The organism is Methylobacterium sp. J-067 (genome assembly GCF_022829465.1).
Lineage (GTDB): Bacteria > Pseudomonadota > Alphaproteobacteria > Rhizobiales > Beijerinckiaceae > Methylobacterium > Methylobacterium litchii.
Genome location: NZ_JAKSXZ010000054.1, coordinates 77,290 through 104,241 on the forward strand (window position 1 = coordinate 77,290; position 26,952 = coordinate 104,241).

At 60.8% G+C, this 26,952-nt stretch carries 30 protein-coding genes; 12 read left to right on the plus strand and 18 right to left on the minus strand.

Going from position 1 to position 26,952, the window contains the following annotated elements:
* Positions 1-489: 489 nt before the first annotated feature.
* The 5 genes from MKK52_RS26865 to MKK52_RS05155 form a co-directional block, all read right to left on the minus strand.
* Positions 490-1,215: a CatB-related O-acetyltransferase gene (locus tag MKK52_RS26865; protein ID WP_313898725.1), complete on the minus strand. Its 726-nt coding sequence runs from the start codon at positions 1,213-1,215 to the stop codon at positions 490-492.
* A gap of 13 nt (positions 1,216-1,228) precedes the next feature.
* Positions 1,229-1,825, minus strand: a complete 597-nt coding sequence (locus MKK52_RS05140; RefSeq protein WP_243952746.1) for an acyltransferase — start codon at positions 1,823-1,825, stop codon at positions 1,229-1,231.
* Positions 1,826-1,836: 11 nt separating this feature from the next.
* Positions 1,837-2,562 (minus strand): class I SAM-dependent methyltransferase, encoded by a 726-nt coding sequence (locus tag MKK52_RS05145; protein WP_243952747.1) that lies wholly within the window; start codon positions 2,560-2,562, stop codon positions 1,837-1,839.
* Entirely contained in the window at positions 2,562-3,221 is a 660-nt protein-coding gene (locus MKK52_RS05150; RefSeq protein WP_243952748.1) for a glycosyltransferase, read from the minus strand. The genes MKK52_RS05145 and MKK52_RS05150 overlap by 1 nt, the downstream gene beginning before the upstream one ends.
* 204 nt (positions 3,222-3,425) lie before the next feature.
* The gene (locus MKK52_RS05155; RefSeq protein ID WP_243952749.1) at positions 3,426-4,967 is read right to left on the minus strand and encodes a glycosyltransferase family 2 protein; all 1,542 of its coding nucleotides are present in this window, start codon (positions 4,965-4,967) and stop codon (positions 3,426-3,428) included.
* A 1,539-nt stretch (positions 4,968-6,506) separates the two neighbouring features.
* Between MKK52_RS05155 and MKK52_RS05160 the strand changes: the two genes are divergently transcribed.
* The 5 genes from MKK52_RS05160 to MKK52_RS05185 all read left to right on the plus strand — a co-directional run bounded on the left by MKK52_RS05160 (position 6,507) and on the right by MKK52_RS05185 (position 10,881).
* Entirely contained in the window at positions 6,507-6,758 is a 252-nt protein-coding gene (locus MKK52_RS05160; RefSeq protein WP_243952750.1) for a hypothetical protein, read from the plus strand.
* Positions 6,759-6,822: 64 nt separating this feature from the next.
* Positions 6,823-7,059: a hypothetical protein gene (locus MKK52_RS05165; protein WP_243952751.1), complete on the plus strand. Its 237-nt coding sequence runs from the start codon at positions 6,823-6,825 to the stop codon at positions 7,057-7,059.
* A 568-nt stretch (positions 7,060-7,627) separates the two neighbouring features.
* On the plus strand, positions 7,628-7,969 hold the full coding sequence (locus MKK52_RS05175; RefSeq protein WP_243952753.1) for a hypothetical protein: 342 nt from the start codon (positions 7,628-7,630) through the stop codon (positions 7,967-7,969).
* A gap of 31 nt (positions 7,970-8,000) precedes the next feature.
* On the plus strand, positions 8,001-8,258 hold the full coding sequence (locus MKK52_RS05180) for a hypothetical protein (protein ID WP_243952754.1): 258 nt from the start codon (positions 8,001-8,003) through the stop codon (positions 8,256-8,258).
* A gap of 106 nt (positions 8,259-8,364) precedes the next feature.
* Positions 8,365-10,881 carry a CheR family methyltransferase gene (locus MKK52_RS05185; protein ID WP_243952755.1) on the plus strand — a complete coding sequence of 839 codons (2,517 nt, stop codon included), beginning with the start codon at positions 8,365-8,367 and terminating at the stop codon, positions 10,879-10,881.
* A 12-nt stretch (positions 10,882-10,893) separates the two neighbouring features.
* Here MKK52_RS05185 and MKK52_RS05190 read toward each other — a convergent pair.
* Positions 10,894-11,840, minus strand: a protein-coding gene (locus tag MKK52_RS05190; RefSeq protein ID WP_243952756.1) for an IS630 family transposase whose coding sequence is annotated in 2 segments (ribosomal slippage) — positions 10,894-11,501 and positions 11,501-11,840 — 948 coding nt in all. Because the reading frame shifts where the segments join, the coding sequence is not laid out codon by codon here.
* A 380-nt stretch (positions 11,841-12,220) separates the two neighbouring features.
* Between MKK52_RS05190 and MKK52_RS05195 the strand changes: the two genes are divergently transcribed.
* Positions 12,221-13,135: a Crp/Fnr family transcriptional regulator gene (locus MKK52_RS05195; protein ID WP_243952757.1), complete on the plus strand. Its 915-nt coding sequence runs from the start codon at positions 12,221-12,223 to the stop codon at positions 13,133-13,135.
* A 27-nt stretch (positions 13,136-13,162) separates the two neighbouring features.
* Here the strand turns inward: MKK52_RS05195 and MKK52_RS05200 are convergent, their stop codons facing one another.
* Positions 13,163-13,441: a DUF6894 family protein gene (locus MKK52_RS05200; RefSeq protein ID WP_243952758.1), complete on the minus strand. Its 279-nt coding sequence runs from the start codon at positions 13,439-13,441 to the stop codon at positions 13,163-13,165.
* A 284-nt stretch (positions 13,442-13,725) separates the two neighbouring features.
* Between MKK52_RS05200 and MKK52_RS05205 the strand changes: the two genes are divergently transcribed.
* Entirely contained in the window at positions 13,726-13,986 is a 261-nt protein-coding gene (locus MKK52_RS05205; RefSeq protein WP_243952759.1) for a DUF6894 family protein, read from the plus strand.
* Between the two features lie 117 nt (positions 13,987-14,103).
* Positions 14,104-15,456, plus strand: coding sequence for a transposase (locus MKK52_RS05210; RefSeq protein WP_243952760.1), 1,353 nt, complete (start codon positions 14,104-14,106; stop codon positions 15,454-15,456).
* A gap of 179 nt (positions 15,457-15,635) precedes the next feature.
* Here MKK52_RS05210 and MKK52_RS05215 read toward each other — a convergent pair whose 3' ends face one another.
* Together MKK52_RS05215 and MKK52_RS05220 are read right to left on the minus strand one after the other, a co-directional pair.
* Positions 15,636-15,995 (minus strand): hypothetical protein, encoded by a 360-nt coding sequence (locus MKK52_RS05215; protein WP_243952761.1) that lies wholly within the window; start codon positions 15,993-15,995, stop codon positions 15,636-15,638.
* Positions 15,996-16,381: 386 nt separating this feature from the next.
* Positions 16,382-16,606, minus strand: a complete 225-nt coding sequence (locus MKK52_RS05220; protein WP_243952762.1) for a hypothetical protein — start codon at positions 16,604-16,606, stop codon at positions 16,382-16,384.
* 294 nt (positions 16,607-16,900) lie between these two features.
* Between MKK52_RS05220 and MKK52_RS05225 the strand changes: the two genes are divergently transcribed.
* On the plus strand, positions 16,901-17,377 hold the full coding sequence (locus MKK52_RS05225) for a MucR family transcriptional regulator (RefSeq protein ID WP_243952763.1): 477 nt from the start codon (positions 16,901-16,903) through the stop codon (positions 17,375-17,377).
* Between the two features lie 11 nt (positions 17,378-17,388).
* Here MKK52_RS05225 and MKK52_RS05230 read toward each other — a convergent pair whose 3' ends face one another.
* Complete coding sequence (locus MKK52_RS05230; RefSeq protein WP_243952764.1) at positions 17,389-17,598, minus strand: hypothetical protein; 210 nt, start codon at positions 17,596-17,598, stop codon at positions 17,389-17,391.
* A 480-nt stretch (positions 17,599-18,078) separates the two neighbouring features.
* Here MKK52_RS05230 and MKK52_RS05235 point away from each other — a divergent pair, with 480 nt between their 5' ends.
* Positions 18,079-18,273, plus strand: a complete 195-nt coding sequence (locus MKK52_RS05235; protein WP_243952765.1) for a hypothetical protein — start codon at positions 18,079-18,081, stop codon at positions 18,271-18,273.
* Positions 18,274-18,286: 13 nt separating this feature from the next.
* Here the strand turns inward: MKK52_RS05235 and MKK52_RS05240 are convergent, their stop codons facing one another.
* Positions 18,287-18,616, minus strand: a complete 330-nt coding sequence (locus MKK52_RS05240) for a hypothetical protein (protein WP_243952766.1) — start codon at positions 18,614-18,616, stop codon at positions 18,287-18,289.
* A 449-nt stretch (positions 18,617-19,065) separates the two neighbouring features.
* Between MKK52_RS05240 and MKK52_RS05245 the strand changes: the two genes are divergently transcribed.
* Complete coding sequence (locus tag MKK52_RS05245; RefSeq protein ID WP_313898726.1) at positions 19,066-19,704, plus strand: HAD domain-containing protein; 639 nt, start codon at positions 19,066-19,068, stop codon at positions 19,702-19,704.
* Positions 19,705-19,956: 252 nt separating this feature from the next.
* Positions 19,957-20,694, plus strand: coding sequence for a hypothetical protein (locus tag MKK52_RS05250; protein ID WP_243952768.1), 738 nt, complete (start codon positions 19,957-19,959; stop codon positions 20,692-20,694).
* A gap of 180 nt (positions 20,695-20,874) precedes the next feature.
* Here MKK52_RS05250 and MKK52_RS05255 read toward each other — a convergent pair whose 3' ends face one another.
* The 7 genes from MKK52_RS05255 to MKK52_RS05285 form a co-directional block, all read right to left on the minus strand.
* Entirely contained in the window at positions 20,875-21,507 is a 633-nt protein-coding gene (locus tag MKK52_RS05255; protein ID WP_243952769.1) for a tyrosine-type recombinase/integrase, read from the minus strand.
* 265 nt (positions 21,508-21,772) lie between these two features.
* The gene (locus MKK52_RS05260) at positions 21,773-23,668 is read right to left on the minus strand and encodes an ATP-binding protein (RefSeq protein ID WP_243952770.1); all 1,896 of its coding nucleotides are present in this window, start codon (positions 23,666-23,668) and stop codon (positions 21,773-21,775) included.
* On the minus strand, positions 23,668-24,660 hold the full coding sequence (locus MKK52_RS05265) for an ATP-binding protein (protein WP_243952771.1): 993 nt from the start codon (positions 24,658-24,660) through the stop codon (positions 23,668-23,670). Before MKK52_RS05265 ends, MKK52_RS05260 begins: the two co-directional genes overlap by 1 nt.
* Position 24,661: 1 nt before the next feature.
* Complete coding sequence (locus tag MKK52_RS05270; protein WP_243952772.1) at positions 24,662-25,009, minus strand: anti-sigma regulatory factor; 348 nt, start codon at positions 25,007-25,009, stop codon at positions 24,662-24,664.
* Positions 25,010-25,046: 37 nt separating this feature from the next.
* Positions 25,047-25,448, minus strand: a complete 402-nt coding sequence (locus MKK52_RS05275) for an STAS domain-containing protein (RefSeq protein WP_243952773.1) — start codon at positions 25,446-25,448, stop codon at positions 25,047-25,049.
* Between the two features lie 4 nt (positions 25,449-25,452).
* Positions 25,453-26,331, minus strand: a complete 879-nt coding sequence (locus MKK52_RS05280) for an STAS domain-containing protein (protein ID WP_243952774.1) — start codon at positions 26,329-26,331, stop codon at positions 25,453-25,455.
* Positions 26,332-26,693: 362 nt separating this feature from the next.
* On the minus strand, positions 26,694-26,952 hold a 259-nt coding region (locus MKK52_RS05285), incomplete at its 5' end, for an integrase core domain-containing protein (protein WP_243952775.1).

Consider the following 26,952-nt stretch of genomic DNA (forward strand, 5'->3'; position numbering starts at 1 on the left):
AATTAATCATGACCGAGAGGTATGCGATAGTTTCTAGTCATGTACTATGGCGGATCTGTAGGTGCTTTTTCAGCTGTTGCAGAACAACGACGGTCTCTTGAGCGTTCCGCCAAGCGTGGTGAATTTTCCCCGTGTGATCATTATTAGACGCAGATAGACTCCACCTCTCTGCATTCATAGCAGACCTCAAGGCTATTTCAACTAATTCCAATGCGCCTTGAAGCTCCTCGCTCGTCATAGATCCCCCAATGGATGCGATGATTAAATTTTATTTAGTGTTATTAAGCATTTTATTATAGATTTAATGAAATATTACGAGCTAAAATGCATATTACTAAACCAAAAGGTTTGCAGTGTCTAAATTGAATATCGCAATATTGATTATTAAAATTGAAAATACGAATGCAGTAATTGATGTAAAACCAAGTTGTATGCCGGCCTTCTTGCCGCCGACTAAGCGCGATAGTTAGAGCCGACTAAGCGCGATAGTTAGATTAGTTCGTCAGGGCTGATCCAGTTAGGCCTATAGGCACTCAAGCCGTCCGCCTGGAGACGTGAGACGTGATCAGCGAACCCATCCGGGTTTGTGATATCAGTGCCAGCCAGGTCCCAGAATGCGAAGCGCCACCACGCGCAGGCTTCAAGGCGGCCGACCGTCGCTTCGGGGAATCGATACCGCCGTACGGTCGCTGGGACGCCAGCAACTACCGCATAGGGTGGGACATCCTTTGTGACGACCGCCTGGGCCCCCACCACCGCGCCGTTTCCGATAGTCACGCCGGGGGAGATGAAGGCCCCGTGTCCAATCCAGACATCGTGGCCGATGTTGGTGGTCTGAACCGGAACCCCAACTCCCGGTGGAACGAAATCGGCCGCCGACACCGGTGGTACATCGCATAAATGACGGTCAAAAACCAATTCGGACTTGTGGTAGAACACGGGTGAGGTACTTGCCCAGTCCGTGGGATGACCGTGCCTACCAATCTGGACGTCTTCGCCGATTGAGACATACCGGCCGATATTTACTGCGAAATAATAACCGCTGACGGCATATGAAAACGCCCCGAGCTTGCTCGCATAGGCGATCTGCATCTGCTTGAGGCTGCACGGAGGCTCGAACAAACAGCCGGGGGCGACATGAAACCCGTGGGTATGATGAGACGACACGCCTTTGTCGCGCAATATTTTCACGTGCTCTGCACCCAGAAAGATCACTTGCTGCTGCTCCTCATAAAGAGAATCGCCACGACACATTCTCACGTAGGAGGCGAGGCGGATTGCCAGCGACGACGGTATTGGAACGGACTTCGCCGGTGACGAATGTCCGCGCCCCGACGACGGCACCTTCGCCGATCCTGGCGCCCTTACCGACAAACGTTCCGATGCCGAGCCAGACCCTAGCGCCTACCGTGACGTCGCGCGCCGGGTTAACGCGTTGGCCCGTCTCAAGGTCGATAAGGGCGTGCATGTCGCTGACCGTGACATCCACGTCGGGACCGAACAGGCAGCCTGCGCCGATGTCGATGCGCCCCGGCTCATGCAGCAACAGACGCGTCTGCCCGTTAAAAGACGCCCCCGCGCCGATGGCGATTGTCCCACCCGTTGCCATATATACGATTAATATACCGACATGGCAGTGCGGCCCAACGGTAATGGAGCAGTCGTCTCCCAGTTCGATCGAAATAGCGTGAGCAACGAACGGCCCCTCGATCCGCACGCGGGCTCGGCTACCCTTGAAGACGATGGCACCCGCGAAACCCTCAAAAACATCCGGATCGACATCGAGTTGATTGTCGGTGCCCAGATCGGTGACAGTAGGGGGCATGAGTGTCCGCTCTACATAACCAGTAGGGTATGCCCGTGGAGCCTTTGCTCGACGTGCTCTTTACCTAGACCGACTAGTTTCCGGTATGCATGTCCTTCTGGAAGATCGGAAGTATCGAAAAATCGATGTATTGACTCTTGATACTCGTCGCGAAACGGAAGTCTACAGGTGAATAACTTGTTTCCGAACAGTGCGAATGGTATTAGGTCGCGATGCGCCCCGAGGAACCGATGCGTCGCCTCGCCAACACCAAGGGCCCGGGGATTCAGGAAATCGTCGATTGCGATGATCCCGTGCGGCGAAAGAATACCGCTGGTTAAAATTAGATCCTGATAGACATCCTCCGCCTCGTGCGAGCCATCCACGCTGACGAAACGCGCCGGGTTGCCGAGCGTGGACAGGATCTCCTCCTCCGAGACGTTACGGGAAGAGCGAGCAATGATACGATAATCGCATTCGGCAGTCCCAGGGTTTGCCGACAGAGCTGTATGTACGGCCTCCTCAGGGCTGAACACAAAATTGTCGATGCCCATGAGCCGCTCTCCGGTGAATTGAGAGCCCATTGCAAGCACCGAAAAGTACTTCCCACGGAAAATACCGATTTCCAGGATCCCCCCTTTAAAATCGGCCTCGGCCTGATGTATCAGAAGCCAAGCGGTGCCATGCGCAGCCGAGGAGAAGAGGAAACCCGGGATCGGTGCGAGCACCGAATCGAGGTCATCATTAAGCTTTCTCATCACTGCATCCACCTTCCAATGCCTGCCCAGGCCGCGGGTGCCTCGTAGTAATCGCGAACGATTTGCGGGTATCGTTGCCCCGTGTTGAGCCGTTCTGGCGGAGGCAGGACATCGAATGTCGCTAAGTTGTCGACTAGCATATCAATGTTGAGCATATACTCCGGTGGTAATAAAACGCCCCAGTTGACGGCGCGGATGCGTTCGGCGATAGCCCCGAAGTCGAAGGCGATCGGCATTAGTCTAGCGGCGAACGCGGCGCTCAGAGTATAACTAAAAGTCTCAGGCCACACCGCAGGGAACCAAGCGGCACAAGCAGCCTGATCCCTCAGAATTTTCCCGAGATCTTCCTCGTCATATTGACCCGTGATTGATACATTGCCGAGTTCTGCAAAGATGGCATCCCGGTCGGTGTAGCCGACGATGTGGAAGCGCAGATCGGGATAAGTCTTTAGTGCGATTTTGGCGCAGTCGTATACTAACGCGGATCCTTTCGATGGCCCAAGAGCGCCGATGATGACGATCGTCCTACTAGTGTCTTTGCTCTGTGGACGCTCGGCCGATATGCTGGTGTCCACGCCGATGTCGAAGTGAGGACGAATGGTGAACTCCCGGTCGCGCAGATACCGAGCGTAGCGTCGTGCGGTGTCGCGGCTCGGCACGAAGACCTTGCGCGCATCCCTCAAAAATTGGGCAGACCTTTCGCGCCATTCCCAGACCCCCTGCGATCCATGCGTGACATTTCGAACATCGCGGACGCACCTCTCACATGTATCGACATCTGGCTCGCCACAATACTGGTTATATTCATTTGTTAAGGTGATTCTTGGGCAGATATATGCATAGTCGTGAAGCGTAATGTCGTACTAACAGGGGATAATACTGCACAGCCTCCGAAAGAAATCTGCCGCAGGTCCATCAAAATCGACTATCTGATGGATATGAACATGCATTACGTTCAGAGAAGTAAGAATTTCAGCGAAAACACTTGGACCATCACGAAGGCTGAATTGCGGAAGATTGTATAGATCTGGCAAATTTAGGTCAAATAAAGAAACGTAATCAAGCCTGCTGCTGCTTGGACGGCAGATCAGAACAGGGACGCCATCCTGCTCGAGCCGTTCGGCTAACTCACGGACGTGGCGTTCGGTCCCCCCTCCCCAATTGTGGGCGACGAAGAGGAACGAAGTTCGGCCAGCATGTCTCCGTTTGATGCGAGCCAGATCAACGGCTCCGCGCAGCGACCTTGCTGGGTCGCGCTGGACAAAGTGGTTAATGAGGGCGCCATAGCCGGGATGAAGGCTCTCGACCGTCCGCACGGCGGCTTCGACGAGGTGGGATTTGTCCGATCCGAACGAGCGCCCACCATAATGACGAACGAAGACGTCAGCTGCTAGAAGGTTACTCCAGCCTCGTCCGGCGGCCCGGCGGCAAAGATCGTTCTCCTCACCGTAGCCCCGGCCGAAATGCTCCTCTGACAAATACCCTATCTCGTTGAGCGCATCACGCCGCACATACATGCAGAAACCGACGCCGGTCGGGATCTCGATAGTCATACCTCGGTTGGCCAGGGCCATCACTTGGTCTAGGTCCGCGTCAGCCAGTTCGATCTGTTCGCGGTTATTCTGAACGAACCGGGGATAGCTGCAGATCTCGGCGTTGTTGGAAAAAGGCGTGACGGTGGCTACCTTCGCGCTGCCATATGCGGCCGCCCGCAATCGATCCAGCCAATCCCCATAAACTTGGGTGTCGGAATTGAGCATCACCACGTCGCGCAGGTGGTGATGCGCGAGGCCTACGTTGCATGCCGCCACGAAACCCAAGTTTCTAGGCGTCGTTAGCAGGTCGAAAAGACCTATATTCGACAGCCGGACGAGCGCGTTAAAAAGACTGGTATCGGGACCGTGATCATAAACAGTAACGATACGAAATTTTGTCTTGAGAGGGTTGTCGAGTATCGAAAAAAGGCATCGTAGTGTTTCAGTAAAGCCCCGATAAATTGGCACGACGATATCTACAACCGCATGCTCAGTCCGATTGGCCCTGTTCGCAACGCGCCGCCATTCCGCGATGGTGGGCAATGCTGGTTCCGGCACCTCGCCGGGAATACTTGGCACGTCGTCCAGGGGAAGCCCAAAACGACCTTCCGCTCGCCCGTGCTCAACAAAATGTACTAAAGGACTTACATTGGCGGCTTCGATGTCTGGGTACGCAGAGTAGTAAAATAAACTTGAGAAGGCACGGCTTGGATCGCAACCAAGTCGCCATCCTTCCTTCAGATAATGACCCAGAGGGTCCGTATCATCGCAGCTCGGTATTTGACTACGATAATACTCCTCATCAAATAGGCCACTTTCCTCCACCATCAAACGAAGGCGCTCGATCTTTCGAGATTTCTTGATAAACATTTGCCAAAACACCTATTACTCACACTCCGATGAAATCCTTACTCAAGCTTGCCGTTGCTCTTAGTGTGTCCGCAAATCGATCGCGCTCGCTTTTCATGCAGATCAGCTGGCTCGATAACTCCGTTAATTGCCTCCGCAAATCTGATATTTCGGTTCGCAATTCATTTTCGTTCGCTAAACGTTTCTGCAACGCAGAATACTGAAATTTCAATCTGATATTCTCGTCGCGATCCGATTCACGAAAATCAAATCGGTACAAGTCTGGGCGATACTGTTGTATGAAATTATTCATTACATCGACCCTCCATGTATGATGGTGCAACACAAATCTGGTTAATGCAACCACTGGTTGAAATTTTTCGCTTCAGCCGTGCAATGCGGGCTGTTAGCTACACAGCGAGGCGGGTTCGAATTATGCGTTTGGATGCGATGGTAGGCCAAAGCAGAAGGGGTGGGGCTGCGAGATCGCCAGCATGGCAACTCACAATCAGCACGCCAGAGCCGGCAAGCTTACGCGATGAGTCAGCAACGCCTTAAGTGTCGTTATCGCCGAAGCCTGTACTACTTTGGCAGATTGAGGGAACGAGGTAGGATCGCCGCGGATTCGCGTGCCATGGCGATGGTCATGTGGGATCACGATGTCCGATGCTGGCGGATGGCGTGAGGATCTGGAGCGGTGGCTACAGCCGTTCCTCGCGGGCCTGTCGCATCCGGCGCGCCGAGCGATGTGCCCCCCGCCGCCTGCCGGGCTGATCCCATCGGCGTACGGGCTACCCTCCAGGATTCGGGCTTCACCGGCATCGGCATTACCGCCGCGCCCGCGTTCGGCCGAGCCTGTTGGTGCGTAGCGGTCCGCTTCTGCTCCCCGTCGATGCAGAAGCGGACGAGCTGCTTTCCACCCGACCCAGCCATTCGGAGACGCCCGTCAACTCAACCGGAACTGGCCGAAAGCGGAACGACCGCTTTGGAAGTGGCCGACCGCATAAGCGGACGGCCTCCTACCGACCCGACCTCCCCGTCCGAGACGCCATCGGTGCTTCCCCGAAGCGGTCATTCGGCAGCAGTCCGGCGATTTGGGCTCGGCCTGGCCAGCGGCGCCAGTCTTTCGCCTCGGAGCGGACGTTACGATGGTTCTGAGCAGGTCCGCTCGTAGGGCCCTAATCGATCCAACCAGTGGTCGAGAGGCGTCGGAATTGGTGTAGGGCCGCCGGGCTCCGCTCGACCTTTATGCGCAGCAGGCTCCCGTGCCACGCCGCGATCACGAAGTCTGTGAGGTCCCGCGCTCCCCCTTCCGCACCACCCTCGCCCAAAGCCTCGGACAACACTGCCTCGAACGTCCCGATCTGCTTCTCGTTCGCCGCGCAGATCTGCATCCGCAGGGATGCGCCGGCCTTATGCTGACTGAAGGGGAAAGGCTGCTGAGATACAGCGAGTCGATCTCACAGCGCGCAATCTGCAGTTCTGTCGCGGATCCACAACCTTGGCCATACGCTATGACTGATCCGCCTGGAGCTGCTCCGCCCTTTTAACGAACTCGCCATGCCCAAATTCAAACTCTGCGTTGCAGTCCGCGACACCAATGGGATGCTGGGCGAACCAGTACACGAGCAAGTCCTCATGGCGCCGGATGCCCGCGAGGCAGTCACATTAGCCAAAGCCGCAGATCTAGACATGGCTCAGTTGATGGCTAATGCCCTCTACCTTGTTGATCAGAATGGACATGTGGTGTGGTCGCTGAGATTGGCGGACGCATCCAACCCTATTTGGTTGATCCCACTCCATCCTATGTGAGCGTAACAATAAGGAGATTGCTTTCTTATCTAAAAGGTACGCCTGAGCCCCGGGAAAGCAAAACATGAGTCGGGATCGCCGTTTCTACATCGTTAAGGGAAGGGCGTCGCACGGAAACGTCACGCATCTGTGCCCAACCGTGAGCATCGCTATCGATGCATTGAAGCGCTTTCGGCAAGGCTCTGTCTATGACATCCAAGTTTTTGACCCGAATGGCGATGCTTGGTCACCCGCCGACCTCGAAGCTTTCGGTGCCGGTACTGAAAAATCGGAGCCCGCTGCCCTCGTGGATCGCTTCTGAACATTTCGATCCGTGTGGACATTGACCCATGAGGTGACATCACGTTTACCTCGGAGGAAATGCCATGCCGATCAATACACTCACACTCGCGGCTGTGCTTATCGTTGCCTTCTCTGGCGCTGCTTTTGCCCAGACGCGTGCCGGTGGTGGTAGTGCCGAAGGCAACATGAACAGCCCCGGCAGCGTGAAGAGCGAGTCTCAGAAAAGGGAGGAGCAGTCCGGCGGCGCCATGCGCACAGGTGCTCCTGGTACGAGCGGTGGCCCGCCGGTCAGCACGCCCGGAGCAGCGGCGGGTAGCGGGATGGGGAACGGCGCCACCGGCAGCGGCGCGGCCCCTAGCGGAAAGTAAGCCTCCTCAGTTTTTAGGACTGACCCGTCCCTGATTGGTGTCAGGGGCGGGACATATGGAAGTGTTGTTCTACCTCATACGAATATCGCGTACGCTACGTCATCAACTGAAGGGGGCCTGTAGGCGATCACAACAACATTCTCAGGCGACAAACTCCTTTCGATACCGTATTTTCGCCAAACGTGGCAGTTCCACCATATTTCATTCAGAGGACACGATATGGCTAACGCTGAGGTCGTAGACCGAAATTTGACAATTGCCCGTGAGCTCCGGACAACTGTTGAGGAAACACGACGAGCTTTGCAAGTCGCGCATGACCTCGTCGAACGCTCACGTCGGCAAACACAAGCCTTGGTTGAGCCGAACTATGAGCACGCCGTGGGGGCAGAGTATGGTACTCCTTCCGAACTTCTGGTCGAATGCCTCATCGAAGCCTACGAACTCGCTGCGGATGAGGGGGAACCCCAGACCCATGCACTTCTCAGTCAGGTCTTAATGCATGTGGGCCGTCGCATCGCGCGGAGTATTGGTCCGAATGCGGCGAAAATTATCGTGCATTGATCGTAGGTGAAGCATCTGCGGAGGCGCCTTGATGTACGACGATGGCAACGCCCCGGACTATGAGAACAACGATCCCCTTGCGCGTATCGCTGCTGTTCTGGGTGTGCCGGTTGCCAGCTTCTTCGCCCCTGGACCGTTGCGCTTCTCAGGGCAAATGGGAGCGGCAGCCTCACGCGAAGAGATGATGGAAGCTCTGGCGGTGATGCGTCTGTACCTGCGATTGCAGAGCCCCGAGGCACGCGCACGCTGTGTCACGTTCATCACCGAGGAGCTTCTGGGCAACAGGTGATCGAGGCGCCCGTTACGGCGGGCATCAGTCAACTTCGCGTCTGGGGACTAATCATCCGGACCTTTGCGACATCTGGATCGTTCAGCTCTCGGTTGGAGGCGATCGGATGACGGCACATGAGCTTTTCCCGATCGTCGGCATCGGTGCCTCTGCGGGCGGGATCGGGGCCATGCGCGGCTTCTTCGGGGGACTGCCGCAGCCTTTCGGCGCCGCCGTCGTCGTCGTCACGCATCTCAGCCCGGATCGCGAGAGCCTACTATCCGAGGTGCTGGCACGGTTCACCACACTACCGGTCGAGGCAGCAACTGACGGTTCAGTCGTGCAACCCGATCACGTCTACGTCATGCCCCCCGGCATGCTGTTCGGCATCCGCGACGGGCGTCTGACCCTGACCCCGTTGGGGCCGGGCGTGCGCGAGGTCAAACCCGTCGATATCTTCCTCACCGCGCTCGCGCTCGATCGGGGGGAGCGCGCTGTAGCGGTGATCCTCTCGGGCGGCGACGGCGACGGTACGATCGGGATCAAGTCGATTAAGGAGCACGGCGGCCTCACGCTAGCTCAGGCCCTGGACGAGGATGGACCCGATACGCCCGAGATGCCGCTTAGCGCGCTCCGGACCGGGTATGTCGATTACAACGTGACCGCGGACGAGATGGGTGCGCTGATCGTCGCCTACGGTCGCGAACAGAAGGATACGGAAGCGAAGGCCGAGGATGATCCGAACGCGTTTGAGGTCGCTGAGGAGGTTCTCGCTGAGATCCACGCGATCCTGCGTCGGCAGGTCGGACACGACTTCTCCGGCTACAAGCCCAGCACCTTCAAGCGACGGCTGTCCCGCCGGATCACGGTCGGTAACCATAAGGGGCCGGACGATTACCTCAGGCGGTTGCGCACCGACGCTGCCGAGGCTGCGGCGCTGTTCCGCGACCTGCTGATCGGCGTGACCAAGTTCTTTCGCGACGCAGACGCCTTCGACGCACTGTCCACGCAGGTCATCCCGAGGCTGTTCGAGGGGCGTGGTGCCGAAGAGACGGTACGCGTGTGGGTGCCTGCCTGCTCGACCGGCGAGGAGGTGTACTCGATCGCCATCCTGCTGAGCGAGCACATGGCCACGCTGCCTGACCCTCCTCGGGTTCAGATCTTCGCCACCGACATCGATGAGCGATCACTCACTATCGCCAGGACCGGCCGCTACCCGCGGGCCTACCTCGACGCTGTCTCACCCGAGCGGATCGCACGCCACTTCGTCACCGAGGGCGACAGCGTCGTGATCGCCAAGTCGGTTCGCGACCTATGCACCTTCGCCCCCCACAGCGTGCTGCGTGATCCCCCGTTCTCACGCCTCGACCTCATCTCATGCCGCAACCTGTTGATCTATCTTGGCCTGGAGGCCCAGGAACGTATGCTACCGGCGTTGCACTACGCGTTGCGATCCGGCGGCTACCTGTTCATCGGCATGGCCGAGAACGTTACCCGGTTCGAGGATTTGTTCGCGACCGTGGACAAGTGGCACCGCATCTTCCAGGCTACGGACACGATCCGCCCAGTCCGGCTGCCGTCGATGAGCGGTGACACCTGGGCCGACCTCGCGCCCGGCGTACGGGCCAAGCCCCAAAATGCCCTGGTGCACGCCAATCTCCGCCACGCCGCGGATGCCGAGGTGCTGGCCAAGTTCTCCCCTCCGCACGCAGTGGTGACGCGCGTGGGGGAAGCCGTGCACTACTCCCCCCGGATCGACACCGTACTGGGTGTCGCGTCAGGCCAGCCGACGCACGAATTGGCATCCCTGGTCGCCAAAGGACTACGGCTGGAGCTGCGCTCGGCGCTTCGGGATGCAATCGAGACGAACACTGTGGTGGTGCGCACGGGCTTAGAGATCGAGTTATCGGGCGGCCTACGCCAGCCTATATCGCTGACCGTCAGTCCGATGCCACCACGACCCGGTGTCGAGCCGTTGTTCCTAGTTGTGTTTGCGGAGACCTCCCCGGCCAAGGATCATGAAGCGACGGCGACGCAGGTTGAAGTCGCGCGAGACGAGGTGGTGCAGCGGCTGGAGCGCGAGTTGGCCCTAACGCGCGAGCGTCTGCAGGGGATTGTAGAGGAGTACGAGACAGCCCTGGAGGAGGTGAAATCCTCGAATGAGGAGCTTTACTCGGTCAACGAAGAGATGCAGTCCGGGACCGAGGAGCTGGAAGCCTCGCGGGAGGAGGTGCAGTCCATCAACGAGGAGCTGCATACGGTCAACAACGAGCTTTCCTCGAAGATTCAGGCGATGGACCAACTCATGGCCGAGCAGATGGCGCTGTTCGCCAGCACGGAGATCGCCAGCGTGTTCTTGGATAGGGGGCTGCGCATACGGACTATGACGAATGCCGCAGCTCGGATCTTCGGCGTGCAAGCGAGCGATCGCGGGAGGCTGTTGAGCAATTTTGCGGCACCGTTCTCCCTATCCTGGTTGACCGAGGATGCCCGGGAAGTAATGGACAACGGCGGAACGACCGATCGCCTGCTCGATGGGACGGACGGAAAACGCTACCGCGCCCGGCTTACTCCCTCACTGATCGATGGTGAGAAGTACGGTGTCGTCGCCAATTTCGTCCATGTCGCGGACGGAGCAGACTAGAGCGACATCCGATCATGTTGGATCATAGGCGTCGTAGGCTGCGGCGGCGAGATAGCGGCGGCATTCGGCTGACGTGAAGCGTCGGAAGGCCTGTTGGATGGTGTCCCAGAGGTCGCTGATCGTGGGAGCGGCCTCGGCACGGAGGATGGCCTTGAGCTTGGCGAAGGCGAGTTTAAGTAGGTTGAAGTCGGTCGGCAGGTACAGCAGCCTCGCTCCCACCGGCTCGATGCGCTCGCGGATACCACTGACCTTGTGGGCAGGCAGATTGTCGAGCGCGACCGTGTCACCGGGCCTGAGGGCGGGAACGAGGGTTTGTTCGACGTAGTCGCGGAAGCGTGCGCCCGTCATCGGCCCATCGAAGAGGGCGGTGGCCATTAGGCCGCTGGTGCGTAGGCCGGCGGTGACGGTGGTGGTCTTCCAATGTCCGAATGGGACTGCGACCCAGCAGCGTTCGCCGCGCGCAGCCCGCCCATAACGGCGTGCCATCTTGGTGTTGGTGGCCGTCTCATCGAGGAACACGAGGCTGTCTGGGTCGAGATCGAGCTGACGCTCGAACCAGGACGGGCGCGCAGCCTTCACGTCCTCCCGTTCCTGCTCGGCGGCGTGGCCGGTGTTTTTTCGCGCGTGATGCCGTGGCGTTTGAAGAAGCGGGACAGGCTGCTGACACCGACCCGCAGACCTCGTTGGGCCAGACGGTCGCGTAACTCAAGCAGGAACAGCTCGGGCTGCGCTTCGTAGGTCCGTCGGATCAGGTCGGTTTGCGCCTCGATTGCATGCGAGCGTTGATCGCCACCCATCGGCTTCGCCTGCGTCCGACACTCCTGTACGAAGGCCCCGTGCCAGCGCACGGTGCTGGCCGGGCTGACCTCGAAGCGCCGTGCTGCTTTCCGGCGTGACGCTCCCGCCTCGATCGCAGCTACCACACGCTCGCGCAGATCCACAGACAGGGCAGACGCCATCGGCTCTCCTCCTCGGAAAGCTGCCCATCAAATCACAACCCCGTCCCAGCGGAAACCCCAGACGATCCAATCCGGTCGGTGCCTGCTTTAGCCGGACTGGTATGCAACGCAGCTCATGGATAAAGCGAGACCGTTCAGGCGCCTTTCATCTTATCTGTTGAGCTTGTGCACCGAATTGATTGTTTAGGAACTCATGCCTCAAGATCGTAAATCTATCGCGCCGAAATAAATCTAGGTCAGAAATTCTGAGTCAGAGATCATTCGGCTTTTTAGTTGTATATATATGTATACATACATCTCTAAAAATACTATCGTGTGATATGTCTGATGACTCTAATCCAGCGGCCCAGTTTGGGAAGCATTCCAACGAGATCGCCGATATGCTCGGCATCCCTGTCGAAAATATTAAAGCTGAACCGGCATCTGCAGCCATGGAGGAGATGATCAATCTCCTTCGTGCCTATGTTGGCATTTCGGATGCGCAGGGCCGTCAACGCGTACTAAGGACCATCGATCAAGAGGTCAAGCGAAACGCCTTGGCTGACCAGATTGACGAAGGTAGCTTGGCCGACCATTCGGAAGCCTCGCCTTTCTCTCCCCTCATCAACAAGCTCAGGTACGGCGCGGACCTCAAGGAGGTCGATTGCGACCGGTTGGTGAAGCTCGCGGGGGTTCGGCGGATCGAAGCGCGCCGGCAGATCCTCCTGCAAGGAGACAGGCCGGAAAGCGTCTACATCGTGCTCGACGGTTTCGCCTGCCGTTACAAGGTCTTGCGCCAGGGCAAATGCCAGATCATGGCCCTGCTCGTTCCAGGCGACTTCAGCGACCTGCACGGCGCGATCCTCGATACGATGGATCACGGCATCATGGCGCTATCGCCCTGTACAGTCGCAGAACTGCCTCGCAGTTCGATCCTCGAACTGGTCGAGAGCCATCCGCGCCTCTGCCACGCCTTCCGGTGGGCAACCCTGGTCGATGGGGCGATCCTTCGCGAATGGCTGGTAAACATGGCCCTGCGCGAGGCGCCGCAGCAGATGGCGCATCTTTTCTGCGAGCTTTTCGTCCGTCTCCATGCGGTGGGGGTGGGTGACGCGAACAGTTATCCGCTCCCCCTTACCCAAAAGGATCTTGCGGAGATGCTCGGCCTCACATCCGTGCACGTCAACCGAACGCTGCAACTACTGAGAGACAGTGGGTTGATCGTCCTGCGCAAACGTCGGCTACTCATCCCCGACGTAGCCCGACTAAAGGCCTATTGCGACTTCAATCCCGATTACCTGCACTTCAGCCGGTAGATCAAGTAAAGTTCTGAGAGCAGGTTGTCACCCGACGGCATCCGTCTCGACCTCGGGTATCGGTGTGTCGCCCATCCACAACCCAGCAAAAATCAACGTCGCTGTATAGACGGTGTTGTCTTTCTCGTCCCGCACAAGCACGGTAAATGCCTGCCGGTCGCCGTCCGTTGGAATCAAATCGCACGCAATCTGCGGCAGCGTCTTCATGGCCTCAAAGCGAACCCCTTCGAAGCTGTCACATTCTGTTCCCATCGCGTCGCGACGAAACGACGGTCCATCATGAAAGTCGAAGAAGTAGCGAGGCATGCCTCTCCTGCTGTTTGGGGCGGGAGCGCATCCGTCTACCAGCCGTTGGCGCCCAGATTTAGCTGCCACCGATCGCCAGATTATACCGCAGTTCGCCCATCAAATCACTGGTGGTTGTATCGTTTGCACACACAGTGCGACAAATCCTTCATGAATTGAAAACCTAATCCATGTGTGATCGCTGCCCGCAAGCGTGTGTCAGAGCCAACCACAGTCGCAGTCTCTGACTCAGGCATGTCCGCGACCGAGAGCCGTAGCTCCCGCCTTCAACGGCGGAGACGCGTGTGCCGCGCTACCATTTCAACGTCTATGACGGCGTGACTCTTCTCGACAAAAAGGGTGTGGAGTTGCCGGACACCATGTTCGCGCGCCGAGAGGCCATCCGATATGCCGGCGTGCTTCTTGAGGAAGGCGCACGGCTCGAAAGCCTTGGCTCCGAATGGCGCATGGAAGTCACCGGCGAGACGGGCGTGATCATGTTCCGATTGGACTTTTTCGTGACGCCATCAGCGGCCGCAACACCGCTAGCGCTAGCGAATGACTGACTTCGGACAACTGGCGGCTTAGCTCGACTTTGGCCATTTGCGGCTCGTCGAGTGGGCGGAGGTGACGAAGCGGGCAAGACGGATAGGCTGGTGGCGTCCCTGCCAAGAGACACCGCCATGCTCCCCCTGCCTGCCCGCTTCGCCGGGATCATCCTGGCGTTCGCACCGCTGTTCGTCCACCGCTCGTGGCGACACGCCCAGAACCTGCTGATCGGTGCGATCCTCACGCCGGGGCAGCGCACGGCGACAAGCGTCCTGCGCATCATCGGCCGCGCGCGGGAGCGGCGGTTCGTGAACCTCCACCGCATCCTCAACCGGGCGGCGTGGTGCCCGCGCTCCGGCAGCCTTATCCTGCTCAGGCTCCTCGTCGATGCGTTCGCGCAACGTGGCCCCGTGGTCCTGGGACTGGACGATACGATCGAGCGCCGCCGCGGCAAGCGGATTGCGGCCAAGGGTATCTACCGTGATCCGGCTCGCTCCTCCGACAGCCACTTCGTCAAGGCGAGCGGGCAGCGCTGGATGAGCCTGATGATGCTCGCCCCAATCCCCTGGGCGGGGCGCGTCTGGGCGCTGCCGTTTCTGACCGCGCTGGTGCCGTCAGAGCGCGCCTGTCGTGAACGGGGCCGTCGGCACAAGCCTCTGCTCGACGTCGGGCGTCAACTCGCCCTCCAGGCGCGGCGCTGGCTGCCAGGACGCGACCTCGTGGTGGTGGGCGACAGCGGCTTCTCGGCCTTGCTGTTCCTCGACGCGATGCGCCGCGCCCGCATCACGGCAATCACCCGCCTACGGCTGGATGCTGCTCTCTACGATCCCGCCCCGCCACGGCCGCCGGGCACGATCGGACGCCCGCGGACCAAAGGCGCGCGGCTGCCAACGCTCGCTGTGATCCTCGCGGCCGAGGACACGCGCTGGCACGCGGTCGTGGTGCCCGGCTGGTACGGGGCAGGCGAGCGCACGATCGAGATCGCCTCCGGGACCGCCGTGTGGCGGCACGGCGGTCTGCCGGTCGTGCCGATCCGATGGGTGCTGGTGCGCGATCCCGAGAGCCGCTTTGCACCGCAGGCCCTGCTCTGCACCGAACCGACGCGCGAGCCGGCGCAGATCGTGGGGTGGTTCGTGCGTCGCTGGACCGTTGAGGTCACCTTCCAGGAAGCGCGCACCCATCTTGGGGTCGAGACGCAGCGGCAGTGGTCCGACACGGCGATCGCCCGCACCACGCCCTGCCTGCTCGCCCTGTTCTCGATCGTTACATTGCTGGCCGCACGGCTCCCGGCTCGCCAACGGCGACGCGTCGCGGCCGCCGCGTGGTACCCCAAACCACGCCCCACCTTCGCCGATGCACTGGCCGCCGTGCGCTATGCGATCTGGCGCGAGCGGACTTTGGCAACATCACCGCGCCGACGCGCCCGAACAAAACCCCGCTTCCGTTTGCCAGCGCCCTGGGCCTATGCCCTCTGCCACGCCGCATGAATGGCCAAAGTCGAGCTTAGCTTCGGTGACAGAATGGACGAGGTTAGTTAGCGGGCCGTCTCAGACACGCCTCCTCGCAGTCCCGTGCCGGGACCAGCCCACGAAAAGCCAGCCATTGTCGGCGTTGCCGGTGGGTAAATGCCACTGGCACACAGCACCGCTGCCAGCCGTGTCGTTGATCAAAGGCGCTGAGTTCGCCGGGCTATCGCAAGTTCGCGAGCATCATCCTCGGCTGCGGGAATGCCAGCGAGAACGCGTGCGGGCGTCGTGTGAACAACACGAATATTTTTCGGCTCACCTAACCCGCAACCGATGCAGACTGCATAACTCCATCGAGTCCAAAGTCCCGTGGTCTTGGCATTGGCAGCTTCATGCTTCTTTCTGCCAGCTTCGATCTGAGCTTTGAGTTCTGCATGTTTGGCGTCGCTCGTTGGATCTTGCTGCGCACCGACGGGCGGCGGTGAGGGAGGCGCATCTTGGGCAGCCGCTGGTAGCACGGCGGTTAGCGACAGTAGCGTGGCAACGAAGAATGGACGCATTTGACCTCCGACTTCATGACGTGCAGATCGTCAATTCGAAGCGCCTACGAGATCGGCGAGTATGAAGTTTCGAAATTCCTCAAATTATTTTATAATCGAAACCTGAATACTATCTTGCGTTGCATTTTCCGGCATCGCTTGCGTAGCCCCAGCCTTATACCAACCGTCATCGGTGTTGCCGTTAGGACTGCCAACCGCGAAAGCGTTTCTGTTCACGCACTCGATGCGCGCCATTTCGAACCAAAGTGCCCGTAGCCTGAGGATCGCCGCTGCCGCCCTGGATCGTCACACGGCTCGGCCCCGCCCCGATCTGATCACGGGGCGGGGAAGCGTCCGATCTCACCAGCGTGGGCCGGTACGCGACGCGGCATCAAACCGGATGCCAATTATCTCTGATCAGATTTGATCGGCGAAATCGGGGTCCACGGATCACCGTAGTTCCCTGCAGCTTCATAGGTCATCGTGTAATAATTTCTAAGCTTATCTATATTCTCGCCTGACGCGATTGCTAATTCCTCCAACGCACGAGGACTGGGCAGGGCATCGGCAATTACAAATTGTCGAAAAATCTCAAGTAAGATATTTTTAGAAAGCAGTGCGGCTGCGGACATATTCACCTCCGCCTGAGCATTTGCGATCGCCTGTCATTGCATTCAAGGCGCAGCAGATAAGCAGTTAATTGAACGAAAATTTCCGCTGCGGCAGAGTCGGGCTGTTGAGAAGTGCCTTTCGAGGAGAGAAACTCAGAGCGAGCATGCTGCCGCTACATTTTTATGGCTTGCAGGCGTAGCACGTGAAAAGCGCGGCCCTGGCCGATGCCCAAAATTTGCGAGGTCCAAAACTGACTTGCTTTAGTTTTGGACATGATCCATCACAAAATGGCGCATAGCAGAAGGGCCAGCAAAATGAGCGAGATCAATATGGAAAAAAATAGGATCACGCTTGAACAAGTCGGTGATCTTGTTGCCGCTTATGTCTCGAACAACCACATTGCTGCCGCTGATCTTCCCGCTTTGATCGCAACTGTCCACGCTGCCGTCAGTGGCCTAAGCGCCAAGGATCCGAGCGTTACCGCTACCGGGGCTGCCACTCAGAAAGCTGCACCGGCTGACGTGAAGAAGTCGATACGACCGGAGGGCATCATCAGCTTCATTGACGGCAAGACCTACAAGACGCTGAAGCGCCACCTGACCTCGCACGGTCTCAACCCGGATAGCTACCGGGAGCGGTTCGGCCTGCCGGGCGACTATCCGATGGTGGCCCTGGCCTACAGCGAGAAGCGCTCCAGCCTCGCCAAGTCCCTGGGCCTCGGAAAACTCCAAGCGGGCAAAGCTCAAGTAGAAGCCAAGCCGACGCCGAAGGGGCAGAAGAAGGCGGCCTGATCCAGCACCGGTCAATCGCTGCCGGCGTCTTCGGGCGTAACGTCTGCGTCCTGCAACCAGTCTGGTAGACCGGGGACGATCTCTCCGGCTGCCTCGCCAGCCGTTGCCAGCGCTCGCGCGGCCTTCGCCTCGGACTGCTCCGCTCGGACCTCCGCAAACAGCTGCCGGGCCCGACGATCAATCTCTTCGTCGGAAAGCCTTGCCTCGCCGAAATCAGCCATTCGGTTCACCCCTGCCGCTCATCACCAGAGTTGCCCCGCCGCCCGATCCGATCCGAGGTCAGGCGACGAGGCTACCGGTGTCCAGCCGGATGAACCGCCATGCAAAACCGCTCGATCCCACGATTGCGCGGCAGGGTTAGCGCCCCGTTACGCGGTGTCACCACCGGCATAACGCTTCCGTGGCCGAAGCCGCCGAGCATAGTGGAAGCGCGGTCGTTCTCTTTTTGTATCAGTGTGCTCGCCGCGCGGCAGCCCCGGCCCGACGCTTCGGTTACGGTTCGGCGTGCTTGAGGCGACACCATACTGATCCTGCTCCCCACACCCCGCCGCATCGTCCTCCTGGGGCTCCTGCTGCTCAGTCTCGTGGTGCTGGCGGACTGGACGGCCAGGGTCGAACTCGCCAAGGCCGTCAACGCGGCCCTGAACGACGGCGCCCGCGCGGTCGTGCAGATCACCGTCATGGACGACTAGGCGGCGCCCATGCGCACCCTTCCATTCGTTCTCGCCCTCGCTCTCACCTCGCCGGCCCCTGCCGTGGCTGCGCTGGCCGACCCGCAGGCGCTAGAGCAGGCCTGGCATCGCTGCGTGCGGGACGCCTTCGCGCATCAGCCGTCCGGGCAGAAGCGATCCGACCAGCGCCCGCCGGACGCCTTCGAATACTTCTGGATTTTGTAAATTCCCTCCGGCGTCACCGTCGAACCCATGACCTGCATGGCCTTGATGTAGCCGTCGAGGAGCTTCCTGAACCGGGCCGGACCTTGGCCGCGCCGATGTTCTCGGCACCCTTCACGAGCAGGCTAAACCCGTGCGAGGCGGTGCCGGTCATGCCCTTGGCATCGAGTAGTGACGTCGCCCGCACCATCGGATCGATGATGTGATCCACCACCTCCGGGTGGGTCATCACCGAGCGCATTTCCTTCCATAATTCGATGACTGAAGCCTGGGTGACGTTCTTGTACTGGATGGCGAGCTTCAGGCTTTCGTCCGTGATGTGCTGGGGCTCCGCGAAACCGGTCACTGGTCACCGGGTTGGTCCGCGATCACCGATCCGCTCTCGCCTATATGTTGTAAACTGGCCGAATGTAGCATTTCTGATTCGGATGATATCTGCCTGAAAATTTGAGGATTCGCATCGATAGAGCTCAGCCCTAGGTGATATCGGCTTGGCCGGTGTTCCGTCATTCGATGATTTCGCGATGGGTGATGCGCTCAAATAAGCTGAGGCGTACTTCACGATTCCGGCGGCCAGTGCCAAAAATGGCTGGGACGAGGGGGGCGGACGGTGGCGGCCTGGGTGCCCGTCGGACATACATACGGGCGACACTCTTCCTTTTGGATAGCTGCAGGTTCCGCGCCAATGGAACGACACGGCTTGGCCTTACAGCCGCGCGAGGCTACTCGCGACCGCGGAAGGTAATCCCCTGGATCACACCGTCCGGTGAGCATCCGTGACATGGTTCGTTGGCAGTGCGGCGCCGGAAGCTACCGGCGATCGGCTGTGGCCGACATCGGAAGTTACGGTCCAGCGCGTGCTGGACGGCTGAACCATTGCGCTGTAGCCCGTGCGGCGGCAGGTGCAATGCCGTTGCATCGGACAGGGCCGACCTCTTGAACGAGCACGGAAGCGCAGAGCGCCCAACGATCTACCTCGACGTGGACGGAGTCGTGACCACGGTGAGCTATCAAAGGCACGCCGGCAAGGACACGCTGAGCCCGCATCAGGTGGCTCACGTCGCCGCCCTGGTAAGGGAGTTTGGCGCGCAGGTCGTCGTTTCCTCAACATGGCGCGTTGCCGATTGTCGGCCGACCTTAGTGGAGGCTGGCCTGCCCGACGACTGCTTCCATCCCGACTGGCATACGGCCATCCTGCCGACGAGCCGGGATACGGAGACGGGCGGGATGCTTCCTGCCGAACGTGCACATCGCGGCGATGAAATCGCCGAACATGCGATGAGGAACGGTATTACCCACTACCTCATCCTCGATGACGTCGAGGTTGGCCCCGCCCATGCGGGCCGTCACGTGCGGCCGGATGCCGAGCGAGGTTTCAGCGAGGCAGATGGCATCGTGGCGCGTCGCCTTCTCGCGCGGGCATCGGCGGCCTGACCGCCCCCGTGTCTGCACCTCGTGCAGCATGCAGCGCTTACATTTACGTGTCTTTAGCACTTGAACTTTCAGGGCCCGCCGGTCATTGGATGACGGTGGTGTGACGGTTGCGTCATGCCCCTCCCGACATGGACACGGTCATCTCGACCTCTGCTGGACTCGCCCGTCCGGCCTGTCTCCCATGGCTGCATTGCTGCGGCTCCGGAGGCCGCGTCGCGTCGGATCGGCAGAAGGCAGGAAGGAGTGAGCGCGATGCTGGGATTCAAGAGTCGCAACAGCCTTCCCAGTCGCTCGCTGGTGGCGTTGGGCATTCTCGAACGCTCAGCCGCCAAGGCTCACGCCTCCCTCATCGCCTCGGGCTGGGCTGAGATTGGATACGGCTACCACGGCTCCGTCCATGCTCATCCCGACCATCCGGACATCGTCGTCCGCCTCGCCTGCAAGGCCGACGGTTTCGGCGACTATGCGGGTCTTCTCAAGCGCGGTTTCCCGGGTTCCGACGGGCCGCATGCGCCACGTGTCCACGATCTGTCCGTCAGCCGCTGCGGGGCGCTGATGACGGTCGGCTCGCGACTAACGAACCCAACGCCGGAGACTTGGTGGCTTGCCTACGCCCACGCCGTCCTGGCCGACCAGCCCGGTGTGATGATGGAAGAAGGGGTTCGCCAGCGGTTCAAGGCGGAGTGGCCGACCTACGAACCCCAAATCGATCATCCAAGCTTTGATGGGATCCGCGAGCGTTTCAGGGCCTCTTGGCCGGGATACGAGAGCTTCGTGTCAGCCCTTCGTGCAGCGGCTCCGCGCGCGCTCGATCCCAATGTCGGGAATGTGCTGATCGGCACGGATGGCAGTCCGGTCGTCAACGACCCGCTCTGCGACGACAGCTTCGGCCTTTGGCGCTCGCCGCTTGCGCGCTTGATTGCCCGTGTCGTGGATGCCTTGCGCCACGGGTTGGGCGAAATTTCAAGCCGCAGGCCTGTAACAGCCTAATAACGAACGGATGCGCTTGCTGAAGGGCGCGGGAGGCGCCGATCGAAGAATCTCGTGGCTGCCGGTTTGATCGATGTCTGCTTCGGAGACGCAGACGAGCGCATTGAGGGACTGGAATGGGCGCTTTTTTGTCGGGCTGCTCTGAAAGCCCCTCGACACTGAAGCCGAGGGGCCGAACGCTCAAATCTCCGTGCCTTCGGCCAGGGTCAGTGCATCTTCGACGTCGACACCGAGGTACCTGACCGTGCTCTCGATCTTGGTATGGCCGAGCAGGATTTGGACGGCACGAAGGTTGCCGGTCCGTTTGTAGATCAACGACGCCTTCGTGCGACGGAGGGAATGGGTTCCGTAGTCCTCGCTGCGCAGCCCGATGCCCGTGACCCACTCATCGACCAAGCGAGCATACTGCCGGGTGCTGATGTGTGTGACGCCATCGAGCCGGCTCGGAAAGGCATAGTCCTCGAGCGTTCCACCCCTGGCCTCTAGCCATGCGAGGATGCTGGTACGTGCAGGTTCGAGCAATTCGAACTGCACTGGTCGACCGGTCTTGCGCTGGATGACGATGGCGCGGCTACGGACGCGACCGCCGCTGACGAGCTCGCCGATCTTAAGCTTGACGATGTCGCGGCCGCGCAGCTTGCTGTCGATGGCAAGGTCGAACATTGCCCGGTCGCGCGTGCGCCGTTCGCGGTCGAGCCAGAATCGGATGGCCCAGACCTGTTGAGGTTTGAGGGCTCGTTTGGCGCCGAGCTTGCGGCCAGCGTTCCAGGCCGGCCGCCCTTTCGTGGCCGGATCGTGTGCTGAGTGTCCCATCGTCTGTCTCCTCGCCGGCTCATGCCGACAAGGGAGGAGACACTCAAACCAAAGCTATGAAGATGGGGGGCATATGCGGACGTTCCGCTGGCGACCCACTGCAGCCGTACAGGCTCACTCCAGCGCATCTCGAAAGCAGGCGCTGCTTCAGTCACCGACGCGCCGCGGGCTCGGAAGCCGCGTGATCGTACGCGAGCCGGTTGAGTCCACCTGTGGGAAGTTGTTCGAGGATCTTTCCAGATTAAGCATCACCGGTAGATGCCCATTAGCGGTTGGGGGCCGAGGCGCCGATGATCCGTCGCAGGACTCGGCCGACCTGGGCGGCCGAGTAGGGCTTGTGGAGCAACTCGAAGCCATGGCTGTCCTCGCGGGCCAGGACATGGCTGTAGCCCGAGGCTAGGATCACGGGCAGTGTCGGGAGCCGGCTGCGCAACGCTCTAGCGAGCTCGATTCCCCCCATACCTGGCATGACGACGTCAGAGAATACGGCCTGGAAGCCCGCACCGTCCGTCCCGAGGCGTTCGAGCGCCTCCTCCGCGTTGACGACCCACTCGGGCGCGTACCCGAGATCCTCCAGGATCTGGGTGCAGAAACCTCCGACCTCCAGGTTGTCTTCCACGAGCAGGATGCGCTGACCGTAGCCAGTTGGCGACAATGCGGCGTCGGGGTCAGGCGCGGGGACTTCAGTGGCCTCGGACGAAACTTCGGGCAGGTACAGGGTGAAGATCGTGCCCTTACCGCTCTCGCTCGTCACATCCACGTCGCCTCCGGATTGCTTGGCAAATCCGAAAACCTGGGAGAGTCCAAGGCCTGTACCGCGCCCGACGTCCTTGGTCGTAAAGAACGGCTCGAAGATGCGCCCGAGCACCTCTGCGGGAATACCCGAGCCGGTGTCGGCGAGCGACACCGCGACGAACGGCCCCCGCGAGCCGGCATGGCCTCGGATCGTCGGCATGGCCAGCCCAGCCGCCATCCGCATAGTAAGCGTTCCGCTGCCGTCCATAGCGTCGCGGGCGTTGACCGCCATGTTGACCAGAGCCGTTTCGAACTGGTTGAGATCCGCGCGGACTAGGGCCGATCTGTCCGATACCTCGACACAGACTTGGATGCGTGCGCCGGTGATGGTGTCGAGCATTTCGGCCACGCCGCGCAGGCGTTCGCCGACCTCGAACACCTCCGGCTTCAGTGTTTGACGACGCGCGAAAGCTAGGAGCTGTCCGGTGAGCTTGGCGGCGCGATCCACCGTGTCGGAGACGGCGTCCATGTACCGCTTGCGCCGGTCCTCCGGCAGATCTGGGCGGCGGAGGAAGTCGACGGACGAACGGATGATGGTCAGCAGGTTGTTGAAGTCGTGCGCGACGCCGCCGGTCAATTGCCCGACCGCTTCGAGCTTCTGCGATTGCCGCAGGTCCTGCTCCATTCGCTCGCGCTCGACGGCCTCCGCGAGGAGCTGGGCGTTCGCCTCAGCAAGCTCGGCGGTGCGCGCGGCCACCTGGCTTTCGAGGAAAACGCCCGCCTCGCGTAGGAGCACGGCCTGCGCCTCCAATTCGGCGTGGAGCGCCACCACGCCTCGGTTCGTCTCGGAGAGTTCCTGGTTCAGGCGCTGGGTTTCCTCCTCACGCTCGGCCAGCGCGGCGAGGCTGCGCAGAAGCTCCCTGTTTTGTTCGCGTAGAGCGACCAGCGGTTCCTCCGTCCTGGCTCGGGCGACATCCTCAGCTAGGGTCGCGAGCCTCGGTCCCGTAAAACTTTCGATCCCGGATGGAAGTCGCTTCCCGAACGTCACGACAGTGCCGTTGCCGGCCGCGGTGTGAATGTCGAAGCAATCCATCAGCCGCCGTGAACCGGTGATGCCGATGCCGAGGCCCGTGGTCGATCGGAAGCGACCTTCAAGGATGGCATCGAGTTCGGCGATGCCCGGTCCCTTGTCGCTCACCCTGATGACGAGGAACTGCTCGCCGTTGTCCTGATCGAGGCCGTACTCGATGCGCCCGCCTCCGGCGTAGCCGTAGGCGTTGCGCGCAATCTCGGACACTGCCGTGGCGATGCGAGTCTGGTCCTGGATCTCGAAGCCAAGGCGCTCTGACAGCGCGCGCACGCGTTGGCGGACCGTTACGATGTCGTCCTCGTGCTGGATGTAACTGGTGAGGAGCGGCCACCTCATCACGCGCCCTCCCGCACGACCAGCACGGTGGCATCGTCTCGAGCCCTCGCGAAGTCGCGATAGATCACCCCGGCCACGAGCGTCGGATGGGCGGCCGTGAGGCCTGGGTGGGCGTCCAGCGACCACGCCGTGGCGATCCCATCCGAGCACGCTACGAACAGGTCGTCCGGGCGCATGGGGTACTCGAACTCCTGGATGCGTCGGGCTGCGTGCCCCGCGGTCCCGGCGAGGCTTACCATTCGCTTGATCGCCGTGCCGGAGACGACTGCACCGGCCACGTTGCCGATCCCCGCGAACACGAGGATGCCCCGGTCCCTCTCGTAACGAGCCACGGAGATCGCACCGCCACGCGTATGCGACAGGTCTGCATGGATGGCGGACAGAATCGCGGCGGGCGGCTTGTCCTGATGCCGTCGGAACAGCTTCAGCGCCTCCTCGGACGCCTTAGCGGCCTCCGGCCCGTGGCCGAGTCCGTCCGACACCACGGCGGTCCAGCCGTCGGCCCGCTCGCGCACGGCGTAGGCGTCGCCGTTGGCGGTCTCGCCCATCAGGGGGACCGCGACCGCCCCGAAGCCCGGCAAGTCGTCCGAAGCGGCCTTCCTCTCGATTGACAGGCGCGCCAGGACCGCCACGCCCAGCCCGGGGCGGGACACGATGTCGAAGACGTCGGAGAGGCGCCGCACCGCGCCAAGGCCCTCGCCCGCGCTGCCGCCGGTGGAGTGTCCGTCCGAAAGGGCCAAGCTGAGGTTCGAGAAGCCCTCGCCTTTATCGAGCGCGAGTATTTCGACACCCGAGCCAGTCCCATCCTCGTAGGTTCCGATCAAGATCTCGCCCGGCACGCCGTACTTGACCACGTTGGTAGCGAGTTCGGTCACCACGAGCGCGAGGCGGCCGGCTGCTGTCTCGTCGAAGCCGATTGACTGAGCGACGGCGACCGCGCGTCGTCGGGCCTCGGCTACTTGGCTCGCTTCCGTGACGGTGACGCGGTCCATGTCATTTCCACCGGGCGATCATGACGCGCGTGCCGACGCCGGGCGTCGACTCGATATGGAACTCGTTCGAGAGGCGCTTGGCCCCGCCCAGGCCGAGGCCGAGGCCCCTCCCGGAGGTGTAGTGATCCGTCATCGCCTGCTCGATGTCGGCGATGCCTGGGCCCCGGTCCTCGAAGGTCAGGCGCAAGCCCCTGCGCGTCCCGGCCAGGACGATCTCCGCGCGGACCTCACCACCCCCGCCGTAATCGAGGGTGTTGCGCGCGAGTTCGCTCGCTGCGGTGATGATTTTCGTCTGATCGACGAGCCCGAGGCCGATGTCGACGGCGAGCGCACGTACGCGCTGCCTCACGCGGACAACATCGTCACCGGATCGGATTGCAAGGGTCTCAGTCGTCGAGACCGTCACGGTCGCTCCCAAACCCGTCGCCGTCCTCGGCGAAGCGCGCCTTCAACAAGGCCATGCCGCGCTCGACGTTGAGGGCAGTTCGGATGCCGGTGAGCTCCAGGCCGAGCTCAACCAACGTGATGGCGACCGCCGGCCGCATACCGGCCAGGACTGTTTCGGCGTCGAGGACCCGCGATACGGCGGCGATGCTCACCAGCATGCGCCCGATGAAGGAATCAACGATTTCCAGCGCGGAGATCTCGATCAACACGCCGCGCGCGCCGGTCCGCGCGATCATCGTCGTTAAATCCTCCTCCAGGGCAAGCGCGAGACGGTCGTGCATGTCAACCTGGATGGTGACAATCAGCACGCCGCCGAGCTTGAGGATCGGGATGCGGTCCATGGCCTCAGCGACGCTCCTCGGTCGCTGTCGCCTGCTGGCGCACCACTTTACGGCCGGTCCGCTTTAGGGCGAGCGCGAAGGCGTCGGCCAGCGTCGCCTTCGAGACGACATTCAGTTCGACGCCGAGGTGAACCATTGTCTGTGCGATCTGCGGCCGGATGCCGGAGACGATGCAGTCGGCGCCCATCAAGCGGGCGGCAGCCACGGTCTTGAGCAGGTGCTGCGCCACCAGAGTGTCGACGGTCGGCACGCCGGTGATGTCGATGATGGCGATCTCGGCCTCCTCATCCACGATGGCCTGGAGCAGGTTTTCCATCACGACGCCGGTGCGGGCACTGTCTAGGGTGCCGATCAGCGGCAGCGCCAGGATGCCGTCCCAGAGCCGAACCACAGGTGTGGAGAGTTCGGCGATCTCCTGCCCCTGGCGCCCGATGACATCCTCGCGGCTGGCCAGGAAGACCTCCATCGTGTGCAGGCCGAGCCTGTCGAGCACCTTGCCCGCCGCCCATACTCCTGCCGCCAGCTTCGTGGCGTCCACGGCCGACTTGCGCCTGAGCGCCTCGAAGATCGGCTCCTTGAGGGCGAAGATGAAATTGGCAGTATCGGTTGGTGAAAACCCCTGGATCGCCCGCGAGCGCGAGATATCGGCGAGGGTCTCGCGCAGCGCGGCATAGTGCTCGGCATCGGCATCGATCCCGCCGGAGGCGAGCGCCCCCTGAAGCTGGCCGAACACGATCTTAGCCTGGGTCTGAAGCTCGGCCTCCCGGATCCGACCGCTCTGCAGGGAGGTCCCTTCCCGGAGAGATATGTTCCAGGCTTCGAGGATGGCGGCCTCGTCTTCCGTGAGCGTCCTTTCCAGGACCTCCGCGCCGTCCACTCTCATCAGGTTGTTCCCATCGTGACGATGCAGCCTCTATCTCGATACTGGGTTTCTCGATAGGCGGCATCGCTACGAAGGAGAAGACTGCAGCGCGTTGCTCATCGCATTTGGCGTTCCGCTGTATCTCTTCGACATCGGCACACGGATCACGGCGTTGCAAAGGTGGCCTAACCGGTTGGCGATGGGCAGGGCTCAATGAGCGGATCGGCTAGGAACAGAGAAGTGGGCGAGCTAACAATGGACCAGCCGCTATCAACCAGTTTTGGCTCCGTCAGCGAGGGATATTGATCGGCCCCCACGAGGTGGTCCAAGGGTAGAGTTAGTGTGCGGTGGGCCTGGAGTTGACCCCGTTTGTGGTCCACGGCCTATGCAAGTTCTTGGGCTGTGACAGCTTGGTTGGCGAAGGCTCGGGGCGTCAAGCCGCCCAAGGCCGTATGAGGTCGGTCTTCGTTATAGTGGCACCTCCAGTCCTCGATGCGCTCCCGGGCATCGGTCAGCGACAGGAACCACGAGGCGTTCAGACATTCCGCCCGGAGGCGGCCGTTGAACGACTCGATATACGCGTTGTCGGTCGGCTTGCCCGGGCGGGAGAAGTCGATCTCGACCCCGTTCAGGTAGGCCCAC